The following is a 16,498-nucleotide window of genomic DNA, read 5'->3' as shown; positions in this document are numbered from 1 at the left end:
GCGCGTGAAGCTTTCCCCGTCAGTTCTTCACGGTCTCTTCGAGGAAGAAGCGGCCGAGCGGGTTCTGGTGGAAGTTGGAGATGTTCTTCCGGGTGACGTTGATATAGGGGCTGTAATAGAGGTCGATCCAGTTGACGTCGGCCTTGGCCATCTTCTGCAGCGTCACATACATGGCCTCGCGCTTCGCCGGATCGGTCTCCAGACGCGCGGCTTCCACCAGCGCCTTGACCTCCTCGTTCTTGTAGCGGGTCATGTAGTTCAGGTTGGTGTCGTGGCCGAGGACGAAGGTGGTCTTCTGGTCCGGGTCGAGAATGTCGTTGGTCCAGTACATCACCGAGATGTCGTAATCGCCGTTCACCAGCATGTCCCAGCTCTGGCTGGGATCGACCTTCTGGAGATTGACCGTCACGCCCGCCTTGGAGAGCTGCTGCTGCACGAGAACGGCGATCTGCTCGTCGGTCTCCTTGCCGGCATTGACGATGTAGTTGAGCGTGAGGCCGGAGGCGCCGGCATCCGCCAGCAGCTTCTTGGCCTTCTCCGGGTCATAGGGGCGCTGGAGATTGTCGGCATAGTGGTAGAGCGAGCCCTTGGGCACATAGGAATAGGCGACCTCGCCCAGCCCGAAGGTCGCGGCCTCGACGATCGCCTTCTTGTCGATGGCGAGATCGAGCGCCTCACGCACCTCCTTCTTCGCCAGCGCGCCATGCTCATGGTTGATGAGCATGTGGTCCTCGCGGGTCGAGGGATCGCTGATGACGGTGAGGTCGGCGTTCTTCTTCAGCTCGGCGACGCGCGAGAACGGCACGGTGATGGCGGCATCCACCTCGCCGGCCTGGATCTTCAGCATGCGGGTGTTGTCGTCGGGAATGACCAGCCATTCCACGCCGTCGAGGCTCACCTTGGCGGCGTCCCAGTAATTCGGGTTCTTCTTCAGGATGATGCGGTCGCCGCGGCGCCACTCGACCAGGCTGAAGGCGCCCGAGCCGACCGGCTTCTCGGCGAACGTATCGGCGGCGGCGCCCTCGACCAGCTTCTTCGGCAGCACCGAGGCGTTCGGCAGCGCCATCATGGACAGGAACGGCACCGACTTGCTCTTGAGCTTCACCACCAGCGTCCTGGCATCAGACGCGGTCGCGGTGTCGATGATCTTGAAGCTGTCCGACCAGAGCGAGCCCTTGTCGTCGCGGATGCGGATCAGCGAATAGGCCGCGTCCTCGGCGGTGACCGGGGCGCCGTCGGAGAACTTCGCGTCGCGCAGCTTGAAGGTGTAGGTCAGCCCGTCATCCGAGACGCTCCAGCTCTCGGCGAGGCCCGGCACCAGCTTGGTGCCGGTGGCATCGACCCGCACCAGCACGTCGAACACGTTGGAGAACACCCAGTTATCGACATTCTGCGCCGACTTGATCGGGTCGAAGGTGGTGGAATCTTCGTTGCGGGCGATGGAGAGCACGCCCGCCGCATGAGCCTCGCCGACCGGCGCGAAGCTGGTGGAGAGGCACAGCAGCGCGGCGAAGGCCGCGAGGCGGGATGTCCTGAAGGCGGTTTTCATCGTTCTTCCTCGGAAGGTTTGTTGGTGAGAACGGCAAGTCGGGAAGCAAAGACGTCAGGGGGACAGCACGGTCGGCGCCGGGGCCAGAAGCGGCCGGTCCGGGTCGATGTCGGGAATGGCGGCGATGAGGGCGGCGGTGTAGGCCTCGCGCGGCCGGGCGAAGACCTCGGCGCTCGGCCCCTCCTCGACGATGCGGCCGTGATGCATCACCACCACCCGCGCGCACAGGTTACGGACGATGGCGAGGTCATGGGCGATGAACACCAGCGTCAGGTCCATCGTCGCCACCAGCCGCTGGAACAGCGCGATGATCTGCGCCTGGATGGTGACATCCAGCGCCGCCACGCATTCATCCGCGACGATCAGACGGGGATCGACCGCCAGCGCGCGGGCAATGCCGGCGCGCTGGCACTGGCCGCCGGAGAGCTCGCGCGGCCGCCGCCCGGCCAGCGCCGGGTCGAGCTCGACCAACGCCAGCAATTCCGCGACGCGGGCGGGAATGGCGGCGGCCGGCACCTTGCCCTGCACGCGCAGCACCTCGGCAAGGCTGTCGCCGATGGTAAAGCGCGGGTTGAGCGAGTTGTAGGGATCCTGGAACACCATCGCCGCCTCTCGCCGCATCCGGGCGAGCGTCGGGCCGGGCTTGAGGCGCAGGCTGTCGCCGTCGAAAGTCACATGCCCGTCGGAGATCGGGGCGAGGCCGAGCATGGCGCGCGCCAGCGTCGACTTGCCGGAGCCGCTCTCCCCGACAATGCCCACCGTCTCGCCGGGCATGATCTGCAAGGAGACGCCGGCCAGCGCGCTGAAGTGCCGCTTCCGGGTGAACCAGCCGCCACCGATGGGATAGCGCACCTGAAGTTCGTCGATCTCGACCAGCGGGCGGAGGGGGGCGGCAGGAGGTGCAACAGGGGCGCCAGCGGGCGTTGCGGCGGGCGTGGACACACTGGCCTGACCGGTCATCTGGCTGGTCTGACTGGCCTGATCGTCCACCTCACTGCACTGACCGGCCACCGCCTCAAGGGCCGGCATGGAGGGGTGGCTGGCGATCAGGGCGCGGGTGTAGGGATGCGTCGGAGCGGTAAGAAGATGCCGCTTCGGGCCGGTCTCGACGATCCGCCCCTGCCGCATCACCGCGATGCGGTCGCAGGTCTGCGCGACGACGCCGAGATCATGGGTGATGAGGATGATGGAGAGCCCGCGCTTCTCCCGCAACTCCATGAGAAGACGCAGGATTTGCGCCTGGATGGTGACGTCGAGCGCGGTCGTCGGCTCGTCCGCGATGAGAATGTCGGGATCGCAGGCCAGCGCCACGGCGATCATCGCCCGCTGGCGCATTCCGCCTGAGAATTCATGAGGATAGTTGCCATATTGGCGCGGCGGATCGGTGAAGCCGACCTGCCCCATAATGGCGATGGCCTCCGCCTTCGCCGCCGCGCGGTCGAGCCTGCGGTGAAATATTACCCCTTCCGCGATCTGGTCCCCCACCCGCATCACCGGGTCGAGATGGCTGGTGGGGTTCTGGAAGATCATGCCGATGGCGCCGCCGCGGATCTGCTCCATGGCGGCGGCATCCGCCTGGGTGATGTCGCGCCCGTCCAGCTCCACCGTTCCACCGGTGATGGCCAGCGCGCGGGAGGGCAGAAGCTTCACCAGCGAACGGCACAAGAGGCTCTTGCCCGATCCGCTTTCGCCAACAAGACCAAGCACTTCGCCGCGATTGAGATCGAGCGACACGCCGTCGATCAGCGTGCGCGTGCCCTCCTCGCTCCGCACCGTGACGGTGAGATCGCGGACGCACAGCAGCGGGTTGGGGGTGCCGGGCGTGCTCATTGATGCACCCCCAACAGCTCGCCCAGCGCATCGCCGATCAGCGAGAAGCCGAAGGCCAGCACGACGATGGAGAGGCCGGGAAACACCGTGATCCACCAGGCCTGCGACAGGAAGGACTGACCTTCCGCTACCATGATACCCCACTCCGCCGTCGGCGGCTGGACGCCAAGGCCGAGATAGGAGATCGCCGCGCCCGACAAGAGCACCAGCACCGCATCCGACATGCAGAACACCACCGAGCCGGCGACGGCATTGGGCAGGAGGTGGCGGAACAGCACGCGTGGGCGGGAAAAGCCCAGACTCACCGCCGCCACCGCATAGTCGGCGGTCTTCAGAACGAGGATCTGCGCGCGGATGAGGCGGGCGTAGGAGACCCAGCCGACCAGCGCCATCGCTATGTAAAAGCTCGACAATCCCGGTCCGAGGATGGCGATGATGGCGAGCATCAGCACGAGGAAGGGGAAGGCGAGGATGATGTCGATCAGCCGCATCAGCAGGGCATCAATGAGGCCGCCGAAGAAGCCGGCCACCGCGCCTATCACCGTACCGATGAGGAACGGGAACAGCACGCCGATGGCGGCCATCTGCAAATCCACCCGCGCGCCATGGATGATGCGCGAGAGGATATCGCGGCCGAAATTGTCGGTGCCGAAGGGATGGGCCAGCGAGGGCGCCTGAAGCCGCGCCGTGGCGTCCTGAAAGATTGGGTCATAGGGCGCGATCACCGGCGCGGCGAGCGCCGCGAGGGCGAACAGGCCGATGATGGCCAGCCCCGCCATCAGCGTCGGGTTGCGCCGGAGCGTGGTGAGAAGCGGGGCGCTCACAGCTTCACCCGCGGGTCGACGGCGACGGTGGCGATGTCGGCGATGAAGTTCACCAGCACGGTGGCGCAGGCGAACACCATGGCGACGCCCTGTACCACCATGTAATCCCTTGAGAAAATCGCCCGGACCAGAAGCTGGCCCATGCCCGGCAGGGCGAAGATGCTCTCAATCACCACGCTGCCTCCGATCAGCCAGCCAATGTTCACGGCCAGCAGATTGATCGAGGGGGCGATGGCGTTGGGCAGCACATGGCGCCAGAACACGATGGATTCCGGCATGCCGCGCGCCCGCGCCGCGGTCGCCACATCCGATTTCAGCCAGTCGATCATCGCCGCCCGCAGCGAGCGCAGCAGCACGGTGGAGAGCGACAAAGCGATGGTGAGGGCGGGCAGGAACAGATGGGCGAGCTTGTCGCCGAGCGTGTCACCGTACCCAGACACCGGAAAGATCGGCACTGTGACGGCCAGCAGGATGATCAGCATCAGCCCGAGCCAGAAGGGCGGAAAGCCGATGCCGAAGGTCGAGACGACGCGGATGGCGTGGTCGATCGGCCGGCCCTGATTGCGGGCGGCGAGCGCTGCGAGCGGCACGGCGATCAGGATGGAGAGCACGACACTCGCCAGCACCAGCGCCAAGGTGGGCTCGATGCGGGTCGCGATCAGCCGGAGCACGTCGATCTTGTAGACGATGGAGGTGCCCATCTCGCCATGGACGAGGTTACGGAGAAAATAGAGATATTGCAGCCAGATAGGCTCATCGAGCCCATATTGCGCGCGGATGTTGGCGATCGCTGTCGGCGTCGCCCGCGCCCCCAGAAGCACCCGCGCCGGGTCGCCGGGGATCAGCCGCACCAGGATGAAGGTGACGAGGCTGACGCCGAAGATCACCGGCAGAAACTGCAGCGGACGCCGGAGGATGAAGGAATAGCGGTGCATGTCCGGGATGCGTCACGCGCCCGAGGCGCTGGCGAGGAAATCAAGCAGGACCGGGTAGTAGCCGGCCGGGTTCTCATAGAACGGCATATGGCTGGCATTGAGCACGAGATTGAGCCGCGCCTGCGGCAGCGCGTGCTTCATTTTCATCGCGCAGGCCGGCGTGAGTTCGTCCCGCTCGCCGACCACGATCAGCGTAGGTACTGTGATACGGTGAAGCTCCGGGATGCGGTTCCAGTCCTTGAGATTGCCGGTGTAGAGGAACTCGTTCGGGCCCTGCATGGTCATGTAGGGGCCCATGTTCCAGTCATCCAGCGAGCGCTTCACCGGCGCCGGCCATTCCGGCAGGCGGCAGACATGGCGGTAATTTAGTAGGGTAATCGCTGCCTGATATTCCGGGTGGTCGAAGGTGCCGGCCGCCTCGTGCTTCTGCATCATGGCAACCGTCTCCGGCCCCAGCGCCGCGCGCAGCTTTTCCAGCTCGCTGACGAGATGCGGCATGTCCGCCACCGTGTCGGCAAGGATCAGGCTTTTCAACGCGTTAGGATAGGTCAGCGCGTAGTCGATGGCGAGCCAGCCGCCCCAGCTATGGCCGAGCAGATGCACCCGTCCGAGGTCGAGCGCCGTGCGCACCGCCTCGACTTCCTCGACATAGCGGGCAATGGTCCACAGCCCCTCATCGGTCGGGCGATCGGAGGCGCCGGTGCCGAGCTGGTCAAATGTTACCACTCGGTAGCCTTGGTCGATCAGGCAGGAATGCGCCTCGCGCAGATAGTCGCTGGGCAGGCCCGGCCCGCCATTCAGCAGCAGCACCGTCTCCGCGCCCGTGCCGAAGCTGTAAGTGACGATCCGGTGGCCATCGACCGTGATGTCCTGCCGCTGGTCCGGCTCGATCTCGCGCCACATAGTGCTGCCAATCCCTGCTCAACAATGAGGCATGCTCAATTCCTAGAGAAATCAGGAGTCCAAACCAGCTATCAGAAGTGATAGGTTCAGCGGCTGTCGCAGCAGGAAGGCGCATCATGATGGGCGCGCAGAGCGCAACACATATCGAGGCCATGGAGGCGCGGTTCGGTGCCGCCAAGTCCTTGGGCGCACAGGTGGATATCCTGTTCGAGGCGGTCGGCGCGCTTGGCTTCGACACGCTGATCTACGACTACACGCCCGCCCGCTATGACCTGAGCGGCCAGCAGATGTTGCCCACTGTGCTGGAGCTGCGCAATGTCGACGAGACCATGCGCGACTATTGGTTCGGCCATGGCTATTTCCGGCTCGACCCGGTGCAGAAGGTGGCCCTCGGCACCACCCGCCCCTTCGTGTGGAACTACGACAAGCGGGCGCAGACGCTGATCAGCCGCTTCATGACCGAGGACGCCGCCCCGGTAGCCGATTTCCTCACGGAGCGCGGGCTGAGCGCCGGTGTTACCGTACCGATTCACCTGCCCGGCGGCGACTACGCGACGGTGACCGGCATTCGCTGCGGCGATGGGCGCTTCACCGAGCGCGAGGCCCCCGCCTGCCTCGGCGATTTCGGCCTGATCGCCCACCTCTTCCAGCACGCCGCCCAGAATCGCAGCGTCGAGGGCCGCATCGAAGGCCTGCCGCATCTTACCGTTCGCGAGCGCGAATGCCTGCGTCACGCCGCCGATGGGCTCTCCGCCAAGGAGATTTCCCGCGTTCTCGGCCGTTCCGTGCCGACGGTGGTGATGCATCTCAACGCCGCCATGCGAAAGCTGGAAGCCAAGAACCGCACCCAGGCCGCCGTGCGCGCCGCCCGGCTGCGCCTGCTCGACTAGAACCCCTCACTTCTGATAGCTGCCGCGCCCGGCTGCGACTTTCTATTTTCCTGCGCTATCGAACGATGAGCCGCAGGAGAATCGGCATGAGTGCCGTGGCGAGCATGGAAGGGCGCATGCCCTTCCGGGGTTACGAGACCTGGTACCGCGTGACGGGCGATCTCGGCAGCGGGCCCCTGCCGCTGGTGGTGGCCCATGGCGGGCCGGGCTGCACGCATGATTATGTCGATTCCTTCAAGGGAATCAGCGTTCTGGATGGCCGCGCCGTCATCCATTACGACCAGCTCGGCAATGGCAAATCGACCCATTTGCCGGAGAAAGGGCCGGACTTCTGGACGGTCGATCTGTTCCTCGCCGAGCTCGACGCGCTGCTCGCCCATCTCGGCATTGCCGGCCGCTACGCCTTTCTCGGCCAGTCCTGGGGCGGGATGCTCGGCGCCGAGCACGCGGTGCGCCGCCCGGCCGGGTTGAAGGCGCTCATCGTCGCCAATTCGCCCGCCAACATGCACACCTGGGTATCTGAGGCGAACCGCCTGCGCCGCGACCTGCCGGCCGACGTGCAGGAAACGCTCTTGAGGCACGAGGCGGCGGGCACGCTGACCGACCCGGAATATATTACCGCGTCCCGCGTGTTCTACGACCGGCATGTCTGCCGCGTGACGCCCTGGCCGGACGATGTCGCGCGCACCTTCGCGGCGATGGATCAGGACAACACCGTCTACCGCAACATGAACGGGCCGACGGAATTCCACGTCATCGGCACGATGAAGGACTGGACTATCGAGGACCGGCTGCACCTCGTTGAGGCGCCGACGCTGCTGATCTCCGGCGCGCATGACGAGGCGACACCGGAAGTGGTGCGTCCCTACCGCGAGCGCGTACCGAACTGCGCCTGGACGCTGTTCCCGGAGTCGAGCCACATGCCGCATGTGGAAGAGAAGGAAGCGTGCCTCGCGGTCGTCTCCCAGTTCCTGAAGACGCACGACTGAGCGACGCCCGTTTACCTCAGAACGCCCAGCGCAACGTCGCCTTCACCGCATTGTCGGTGACGTCGCTGGCGAGCTGGCCGCGATAGGACACGCCGATCTCGACGCTCTCGGTCATCGCCGTGGCGAGGCCGAGCTCGACGAGCGCCGCGTCGCGCGCCAAGGGCACGCCGGTCACGCTGAAGCCGGCGCCGCCCGAGGCGAAGGCCAGAGCCTGCGACGGTATAATGTCACCGAAGGCATGCTGCCACCCAAGGCCGGCGGAAAGCACCAGCGGCGGCTTGCCACCTCCGGGCGTGAACCGGACCGAGCCGCGCAGGCCGAGCACCGAATTCACGGTCTCGAAGCTCGACGCCTCGCCCGCCAGCGCCGCCGAACCGCCGCTTTCGGTGAAGCTCTCGGTCGAGAGCCGCTGCCAGACAAGGCCGGCAAAGGGCTCGACCGTCGCGTCGCGGCCAGCCCATTGATAGGCGATGGGGTAGCTCACCTCGCCGAACACTTGTCCGGTCCAGCCGCCATAATCCGCCCCGAGTGCCTGGCTACCGGCCGGCAGGCTGGCACTGCGGCTCATGGTAATATCATGCCACGTATACGCAGCGCCCAGATTGACCGCCAGTTCGCCCGGCCCCGCCACCTCAAACCGCCGGCCGGCATAGAGGCCGATATCGTAATTGGCGGAACTGCCGGACGACGCCACGCCGTCATCGTCAAAGGTCGAGCGGGAATAGCCGACCGCAAGGCCGGTACGCCAGCCACCCCAGTCGGCATCGGCGCCGCCGGTGAAGCCGCCGATGGTACTGTCGACGCCGGACACGCCGGTCGATCCATCGAAATCACCAAGCCCGCCAAAGGCTTCCGCCCACAGGGTGAGCCCCATCAGCGTGGCGAGCTGCGGCCCCGGCCCGTCGGCCTGCGCCCCCGCCTCCGCCTGCCGCAAACGCCTCTGGATGGCGCTGCGCACATAGCTCGCCTGGTCGAGCAGCACGCTCTGGGCGGACGCATAGGCCTCGCCCGACAGGCTGTTCATCACCGCCGGCACGTCGCTGCCGAACAGCGCGATGATCTGCGCGGCTAGCGGATCGCTGGTCGGTAACGTATCGGCTGCAGCCGCCACCGCCCGCTGGTTTGGCGTCTGCGCCAGCGCCGCGAAGGGCACGGCACTGCGCACGAGTTCGAAGGCGACCCCGTCACTGGCGCTTGAGAAGGCCGGCGTCAGGAAAGGCAGCGCCGAGCTGGCGGTGCCCATCAGGGCGGTGACGGACGAGCCCAGAGTGAAGCTGCCGGTGATCCCGCCGCTCGCCTCCAGCACGGTGTAGCTTGCGCCGAGTGCGGGGGCGAAGCTCGCATCCGGCAGCAGCTCGAGCACCGCGCCCGTGATCGTCGCGGTGCCTCCCACGGTGATGAGATCGCTCTGGCCAGGCGCCCCAAGCTCGGCCACATAGATCGCCCCGGGTTCGAGCAGAAGATCGCCCGTCACCGTCACCGTGCCGATGGAATGTCCGGGTGCCACGACGCCACCGGCGAGCACGTTGAGCGTGCCGACCGTGCCGTTGCCGGACAGGGTTCCATTGTTGAACAGGGTGCCGGAAACAACGCCATCATTGATGAAGCTGCCATTATTGGCGACATCACCGGCGAGAATGCCCGCGTTCTCCACCGTGCCGACATTCATCACCGCGCCGAGCAGCGTGCCATCATTGGTGAAGAGGCCACCCGGCAGCACGGCGACGCCCGCCACCATGTTGCCAGTGTTCGTCACGGTCCCGCTGGTGGCGAGAGAGCCGACATAGTTGCCGCTATTGCTGAAAGTGGCCCCGGCATCGACATAGACGTCACCCGCCAGCGCTCCGGTGATGACCAGCGTGCCCGCCGCGACCTCGGTGCCGCCGTCATGGGTCGCGGCTCCCGCCAGCGTCACCACGCCGCCGCCGGTGATGGTCAGGCCGCCCGGCCCGGTGAAGTCGCCGGCGAACATAGCCGTGGTGCTGGTATCCACGGTGCTATCGCCACGCAGATAGACCGGCAGGTCGGTGTAGAACGCGTTGGCCAGCGACAGCGTACCGATGGCCGAGATCACCGGCTGGAAAAAGGCGCTGGACGTCTGCGCCGAGCCATTGAGCTGAAGCCCGATATAGCCGCCATCGGCGTCGTAGAGGTAGTTGAAGGCGTTGAGCGCGTAGATGCCGGTATTGACCAGCGTCGCCGGGGCCTCCCCGGTCCACCACACATCCTGCGCCGGGGAGAGCGCGACATTGGAGGGCGTCACCGAGCTGTGGCCCGGTGGAAGGCCACCACCAGCGGGCGGATCCGGCACGTGGAAGCTGTAGCCGACCAGTCCGGGCACGCCGAGCAGATTGACCTGCAGAGTGCCGGTGGCACTCGACAGATAAAGCTGCCCGTCCTCCGTCACCTCACCCGGCAAGGACGACGCGTCGGTGGTGAGCAGCATATTGGTGATGCCGATATCCACCACCGCCTGCTGGCTCTCATAGGTCTGGCCCTGAATGACCACCGAACCGCTCATCACCTGCCAGTCCGGTGGCGCGCCGGCAACCGATGGCGTGCCGGTCGGCACGAGCTGGGCATAGGCATAGGGCGAGGAACTGCCCTGATAGCCATTGGCGGTGTTGCTCGGCGTCAGGCCGAGCGTGATCCCCTGTTCGGACAGGATGTAGCCCGAACGCATCGTGCCGGCCGTCATGTCCGAGAGGTTGAGGAAAGGATTGACGATCTGCAGATTGTCGCTGGTTCCTGGCCCCGACGGGTCGATGACATCGGTGCCGTAGCCGGTGCCGTGGCCGGTGCGGTCGAAGCCGATGCCCATGAAGCCGTCGCCGATGGTGAGAGGCACGTTGGGGTTGCAGGCATTCGGCCAGTTGCCGGGCAGACAGACCGCCTCGGTGACGATGAGCACCGGCACGGTGGCCGTCGCCGTGACGCTGGCCCCGCCGCTGGCCACCGCATCGGTAAAGGTCACCTCCAGCGGCGCCCAATAGCCTTTATGGGCGATGCCGCTGCTCCAATAGAAGATGTAGCCGGGCACGCCGGAGGTCACGTCCGCCGGCGCATAACGCTGGTTGATCCAGAAGCCCCGCGAGCCGGTATCGAGCTGAACGGTCAGCGGATTGCCGGCAACCTCGACATTGACGCGCAACGCGCCGTCACTGACCCCGGAGCCCGGCGCGTAATTGATGGTGTAGGATTGGGTGTAGGCGTCGTAATTCGACCAACTTTGGCCCCACGCGGGCTCCAGCCCACCGGCCATGAAAAGCGCCAGCGCCGACACACCGCTCGCAAACGCGCCGCGCCCGCGCATTCGCAAACCCGCGTTCCGATAGGCCACCCCGCCGCTCCCCTCCGCTCGGGGCACTTACGGACAGGACAGCGGCCCGCCGGCCGGCTGCCGACGCGACACTCTCAATCCCCCACGGCCCCTTGGCACGACGCTGCGCGTCGCAACGTTGCGCCGTTATTGGATACCATCAGATACGTACTGTCACCTCCCGTAACGGAGCGCTTGAGGGACGACGTCGCTCAGAGGCTGCGCATCGGGAGGCCAGCGTTCTCACCGCCCGCGACCTTCGGTCGGGCGTGGCATATGGGCAATCGCCGCAACCAGCCGGGCGCCTTCCAGGGCGCGACCGATGCGCTCGAGGCTCTTCCAGTCCAGCGCGCCGCTTGCCTCTCCGAGATAGACCGCCCAGATGCGGGGCGTCAGCGGTGGCCCGCTCATCTCTGCCTCGATATGGCGGGCGAGGCGGGTGATCTCCTCCGGCGCGATCCCGCTATCGTCCTCATCCTCGTCGAAACAGTCCGTGCACATGGCGCTCAGTCCTCGAAGGCGAGAAGGTCGAGCCCCCGGTCGCGGTCGAGCAGGGCGACAATGCCGCGCGGATCGACATCGACGTCGTTGCTCTGCGGCGCCTTGTGACCGGCCGCCGGCGCGGGGATGAAATGGCCGGCCTCGCGTGGCTCTTCGGGATTGGCGAGGTCGATCACCCGCAGCCCGCCGGCAAACCAGCTCGCAAAGACGAGACTGCCGACCTGCCGCTCCTGGAACTGGTGCGCGCCGAAGCGCCCGCCGGCCCGCGCATAGGGCGAAGCGCTTTCCGCCACGTGGAAGGTCGAGATCGGCTGAAGCGCCGCGGGGTCGGACGCATCCATCACCCAGAGGAAGGCATGCGGCTGGCCGGGGGTATGATCATGCTCCTCGTCGATCATCAGCGCGATGTCCCGCCCGGCGATCGGCGCGGCGAGACGGAACAGCGTGTGCGTCGGCTCGGGAAAGGGCGGGTGGTAATTGTAACTGCCCAGCGTGCGCGGCCGCGTGATGTCGGACACGTCGATGGTGAAAGCGCCGGCATACCAGCACGACGCCCACATTATGTCGCCGACGCGCAGCGCGTGGTGCAGGCGGTGGCGCTGGCCGGGCCAGCTGGGCGTCTCGCCCGCCGCGACATGCTGGCCGGGCATGTGCCAGCGGGAGACCTCACGCGGGCGGGTGGGATCGGCAAGGTCGTAGATGACGAGAATGTTGCCGACATAACCCTCCATCTCCGTGGAAATGTAGGCGTAGCGCTCGTCCATGTCGAAGCGGTGGACGCCGATGCCGCCGGTCTTCACAGAGGCGAGCAGGCGCGGTTCGGCGGGGTCGGCGATGTCCCACACGCGGAAGCCGCCGGCCTCATAGCCGCGCGCGAGCCCGGCGCGCAGCTCCGGCATGTCGGCCGGCGCCACGCCCAGCGCGGCCGCCAGCTCCGCTTCCGAGGGCGCGTGGCCGAGGCGGGCCGCCAGCTCCGCCGCGGCGGCCTCCAGCCGTTCACCCTTGCGGTAGAAATGCCGGCGCTGCCGCTCGACATTGGTGATCATCAGATCGCCCGCCACCTTCACCTTATGGGTGTGGGAGAACGGGTCCGGCGGCGCCAGCCGGGCGACGATGCGCGGCGCGGAGGGGTCGCGTATGTCGAGAATGGTCGTGCCATCGGGCGGCGACATGTGGCCGATGAAGGCGTAGCCATCCTTGATCGTCACCTCGCCCCCGCCCGGCAGGTCGAGCCGGGCGAGAGGGCGGATATTGGCGCTGGCAAGCGGCGTCGCGGGCATGCGCACGGTCATCGGCCGGCCCTCACGCGGCGGCGATGCGGGTGGCGCGGTTGCGCCGCCACTGCACGATGGAGGGGATGGCGAGGGAGATGGCGAGCGCCGCCCACAGGATGTTGCCGACCGGCGAGGAGAAGAACACCCACGGGTCGTTGCCGCTGATGCGCAGCGCCCGCATCACGTTGGCCTCCAGCATCGGCCCGAGGATCACGCCGATCAGCAGCGCGACGACGTTGAAGCCGGTCTTGCGGCAGACATAGCCGACGGCGCCGAATAGCAGCGTGAGCCACAGGTCGAACATATAGGCGCGCGGGGCGAAGGCGCCGACGAGGGTGAAGGCGATGATGATCGGCGCCAGCACCGGGGTCGGGATCATCACCAGCTTGGAGACCCAGCGGGTCAGCGGCAGGGTGGTGAACAGCATCACCGCATAGGCGACCAGCATGGTGATGAACACGCCATAGCCGAGGCCGGGGTTCTGGATGAACAGGCGCGGCCCGAGTTGCACGCCGTGATAGGTCATCACGATCAGCATCACCGCCGCCGTCGTGCCGCCGGGCACGCCGATGACAAGCAGCGGGATGAGGTCGCCCGAGGCGCAGCCATTATTCGCCGATTCCGGGGCGATGACGCCCTCGGGAATGCCGGTGCCGTATTTCTCCGGCGTCTTGGAATAAAGCCGCGACTGCTGATAGGCGACGAAGGCCGCGATGGAGGCGCCCGCGCCCGGCACGATGCCGATGATGAGGCCGATGATGCCGGTCCAGATCATGTGCCAGGTGCGCTGGAACGACATGACCACGCCTTCCCAGGTCTCCTTCCAGCCCGACTGCTTCATCATCTGCATGCCGGTTTCGCTGAGCACGGAGCTCTGCTCCATCATGATCAGCGCCTCGGAGATGGCGAAGACGCCGATCAGCACCGCGATCAGCGGCACGCCGTCATAGAGCTCGATGAAGCCGAAGGTGCCGCGCGGCGTGGAGTAGATGTGATCCGCGCCAATGGCGCCGATCAGCAGGCCGAGGAAGCCGGCGATCAGGCCCTTCAGCATGTTGTCCGAGGCGACCGAGGCGATCAGCGTGATGCCGAACAGGAGGATCACCACCATCTCGACGCTGTGCATGTAGTAGGCGAGGCGCGCGATGTAGGGCAGCAGGAAGATCGACAGCAGCGCGGTGACCATGCCGCCCACCGTCGAGGCGACGAAGGAGAGCACCAGCGCCTGCTGGCCGAGCCCCTTCTTGGCCATGGGATAGCCGTCGAGGCAGGTCGCCGCCGATCCGCCATTGCCGGGAATGTTGAGCAGGATCGAGGTGATGCCGCCGCCCATATGCGAGGCGACGAACAGCGACACCATGAAGATCATCGCGACGTCCACATCCACCGCCAGGGTGAAGGGCAGCAGCATGATGATGGTGTTGGCCGAGCCGAAGCCCGGCATGGCGCCGATGATGATGCCGATGGTCGTCGCGATGACGATCAGCCAGAGATAGCTGAAATTCAGCAGGAACTGGTCGGCGAGCAGGCTGAAGCTGAGATTCATGACGGCCCCCTCGGGCGGCTCACAGGCCGGTCAGCGCCGCGACAAGGCGCTCGAAGGGGCCGGTCGGAAACGCGGTGCGCAGGATCAGGATGAAGAGGATGTAGCCGCCGAGCGCGAGCGCGCCGGCGGTAATCGCGGCATTGCGCGCGCTCATGCGCTGCAGCCAGAGGAAGGCGAAGAACAGGAACAGGAAGGTGGAGATGGTGAAGCCCGCCCAGGGGATGATCGCCACCGAAGCAACGGTCAGGGCGAACAGGGCGCCACGGATGATGGCGAGCTGGCGCGTCTCCCACAGGCTGCGCCACTCGACATAATGCGTGCCGCGCGCCAGCCCGATCAGCGTGCGCAGGGTGAAGATACCGATAAGCAGGAACAGCACCACGGCGCAGAACACGCCGGAGACCTTGGCCTCCCAGTCGAGATCCTTGATCGAATAGAGGTAATAGGTGGCAAAGGCGGCGCCGAGGCCGGGGATGATCCAGTCGGCACCGGTCGCGACCTTGCCGTCACGGTTCTCATGCATGGCGATGTCCTGCGCGGTGATGCGGAAAAAGCCCGGACCCGCCGGGCAGGACGCCGCAGCAATGCGGCCACGGGGCCGCAAGGCCCCCGCACGCGGCGCGCGCCGGCTCAGCCCTTCGAGGCGGTGAGCAGCGGGCGGAAGCGCTCGGCGAGTTCCACGAACTCCTTGGCCGATTCCTGGCAGGAGGCCGCGTCGCCGTATTGGATGAACTCCCAGGGCGTGCCGGCCTTTTCGGCGACCGTCTTGTAGTCGGGATCGGCGAAGACCTGCTTGAAGGTGTCGGAGAGCTTCTTCACCCGGTCGGGATAGGCCTCGACCGCCTTGGTGTGGATGGCGATGGCGCGCTGGCCGGAGAGCGGGGGAATCTTGGTGCCGAGCGCCTGGTTCACCGGCGGGGCATTATTGGTCAGCTCCGGCGTCCGGTTGGTCTCGTTGAACACGGTGAGGAAGCGCGCCTGATCGCCGAGCCCGAGCGAGGAGGACAGGAAGGTCGCGCAGCCATCCACCTCGCCGGTGATCGCCGCCGAGCGGGCCGGTCCGCCGCCGCCATAGGGGATCATGCGCACCTTCATGCCGGTGGCCTCCGCCAGCGCCAGCGCGCCGATGGTGGACGGGTGCGGCAGGCGGCTGGTGGAAAGGGTGATCTCGCGCTTCTTGCCCTCCTCGACCAGATCGCCAATGGTCTTGAACTTGCTGTTGCCAGCAACCCAAATCACCGAATCATCGACATCCATGCTGCCGATATAGGTGAAATCTTCCGGGTACTTGTACTTGACCTTCTGGGTCGCGTACATGATCATTTCCGGTCCGATATTCCCGAAGAGAATATTGTAAGCATCCGGCTCGCGCTTGGCGACGAACACCTCGTACCCCACTTGCCCGGAGGCGCCCGGAAAGTAGGAATACTCGAAATTGGCGCCGAGATATTTGCTCCAGATGCGGTTGAAGGCGCGTGCCGCCTGATCGACGCCGCCGCCCTCCCCGGTCGGGATCAGCACCTGCATGTTCTTGGCGGGGAAACCGTCGGCGGCCTGGGCGCGCGGGAGCGCGAGGCTTGGCCCCAGCGCCGCAAGGGCGCCCGCGCCGACGAGAATCTGACGACGATCGAAAGTGATGGTCATTGGCTTCCTCCCGAGGCGCTGGACGCGCCGTGATCTTGCCGGACCGTTCGCGGCCCGCCGGCTGGATCGAACCATACCGATTTTTATTTGGTTATATATTGGTTGAACCTTTAGTCAACCTCTCAGGCTTAAACCCGCCGCCATAGACCGATAAGTACATTAAAATGTACGATTTGGCATGAACCAATGCCGTATTGGTATGGCTGATTTGATAGAGTATGGGTAGGAAACATGGGTGCTTTCCTCATCTCTCCCACAGCGAAAGCGGCGCTGCCGGCGGCGGCATGTTAGGCT

General features: G+C 66.1%; 13 protein-coding genes. 2 read left to right on the top strand and 11 right to left on the bottom strand.

Going from position 1 to position 16,498, the window contains the following annotated elements; all coding sequences use genetic code 11:
• Positions 1-19 precede the first annotated feature (19 nt).
• Genes OU996_RS10405 through OU996_RS10385 form a run of 5 tightly spaced genes read right to left on the bottom strand, consistent with a single transcriptional unit; the run spans position 20 to position 6,041 of the window.
• Positions 20-1,549, bottom strand: a complete 1,530-nt coding sequence (locus OU996_RS10405; protein WP_267585519.1) for an ABC transporter substrate-binding protein — start codon at positions 1,547-1,549, stop codon at positions 20-22.
• A gap of 54 nt (positions 1,550-1,603) precedes the next feature.
• Positions 1,604-3,379: a dipeptide ABC transporter ATP-binding protein gene (locus OU996_RS10400; RefSeq protein WP_267585518.1), complete on the bottom strand. Its 1,776-nt coding sequence runs from the start codon at positions 3,377-3,379 to the stop codon at positions 1,604-1,606.
• Entirely contained in the window at positions 3,376-4,203 is an 828-nt protein-coding gene (locus tag OU996_RS10395; protein ID WP_267585517.1) for an ABC transporter permease, read from the bottom strand. The genes OU996_RS10400 and OU996_RS10395 overlap by 4 nt, the downstream gene beginning before the upstream one ends.
• Complete coding sequence (locus OU996_RS10390) at positions 4,200-5,138, bottom strand: ABC transporter permease (protein ID WP_267585516.1); 939 nt, start codon at positions 5,136-5,138, stop codon at positions 4,200-4,202. Before OU996_RS10390 ends, OU996_RS10395 begins: the two co-directional genes overlap by 4 nt.
• A gap of 12 nt (positions 5,139-5,150) precedes the next feature.
• Complete coding sequence (locus OU996_RS10385) at positions 5,151-6,041, bottom strand: proline iminopeptidase-family hydrolase (protein ID WP_267585515.1); 891 nt, start codon at positions 6,039-6,041, stop codon at positions 5,151-5,153.
• A gap of 116 nt (positions 6,042-6,157) precedes the next feature.
• Between OU996_RS10385 and OU996_RS10380 the strand changes: the two genes are divergently transcribed.
• Positions 6,158-6,931: a helix-turn-helix transcriptional regulator gene (locus OU996_RS10380; protein WP_267585514.1), complete on the top strand. Its 774-nt coding sequence runs from the start codon at positions 6,158-6,160 to the stop codon at positions 6,929-6,931.
• An 86-nt stretch (positions 6,932-7,017) separates the two neighbouring features.
• Positions 7,018-7,920 carry a proline iminopeptidase-family hydrolase gene (locus OU996_RS10375; protein ID WP_267585513.1) on the top strand — a complete coding sequence of 301 codons (903 nt, stop codon included), beginning with the start codon at positions 7,018-7,020 and terminating at the stop codon, positions 7,918-7,920.
• Positions 7,921-7,936: 16 nt separating this feature from the next.
• On the opposite strand, the gene OU996_RS10370 is transcribed toward OU996_RS10375, so the two are convergent.
• From OU996_RS10370 to OU996_RS10345, 6 genes are all read right to left on the bottom strand, one after another.
• Positions 7,937-11,182 carry an autotransporter domain-containing protein gene (locus OU996_RS10370; RefSeq protein WP_267585512.1) on the bottom strand — a complete coding sequence of 1,082 codons (3,246 nt, stop codon included), beginning with the start codon at positions 11,180-11,182 and terminating at the stop codon, positions 7,937-7,939.
• Between the two features lie 300 nt (positions 11,183-11,482).
• Positions 11,483-11,740: a hypothetical protein gene (locus tag OU996_RS10365; RefSeq protein ID WP_267585511.1), complete on the bottom strand. Its 258-nt coding sequence runs from the start codon at positions 11,738-11,740 to the stop codon at positions 11,483-11,485.
• 5 nt (positions 11,741-11,745) lie between these two features.
• A complete protein-coding gene (locus OU996_RS10360; protein WP_267585510.1) occupies positions 11,746-13,032 on the bottom strand; it encodes an LVIVD repeat-containing protein in 1,287 nt (428 codons plus the stop codon).
• 10 nt (positions 13,033-13,042) lie between these two features.
• Complete coding sequence (locus OU996_RS10355; RefSeq protein ID WP_267585509.1) at positions 13,043-14,560, bottom strand: tripartite tricarboxylate transporter permease; 1,518 nt, start codon at positions 14,558-14,560, stop codon at positions 13,043-13,045.
• A gap of 19 nt (positions 14,561-14,579) precedes the next feature.
• Complete coding sequence (locus tag OU996_RS10350; protein WP_267585508.1) at positions 14,580-15,083, bottom strand: tripartite tricarboxylate transporter TctB family protein; 504 nt, start codon at positions 15,081-15,083, stop codon at positions 14,580-14,582.
• Between the two features lie 107 nt (positions 15,084-15,190).
• Complete coding sequence (locus OU996_RS10345; RefSeq protein WP_267585507.1) at positions 15,191-16,204, bottom strand: Bug family tripartite tricarboxylate transporter substrate binding protein; 1,014 nt, start codon at positions 16,202-16,204, stop codon at positions 15,191-15,193.
• Between the last annotated feature and the right edge of the window lie 294 nt (positions 16,205-16,498).

The organism is Ancylobacter sp. SL191 (assembly GCF_026625645.1).
Lineage (GTDB): Bacteria > Pseudomonadota > Alphaproteobacteria > Rhizobiales > Xanthobacteraceae > Ancylobacter.
This window is presented reverse-complemented; position numbering and strand designations above follow the sequence as displayed.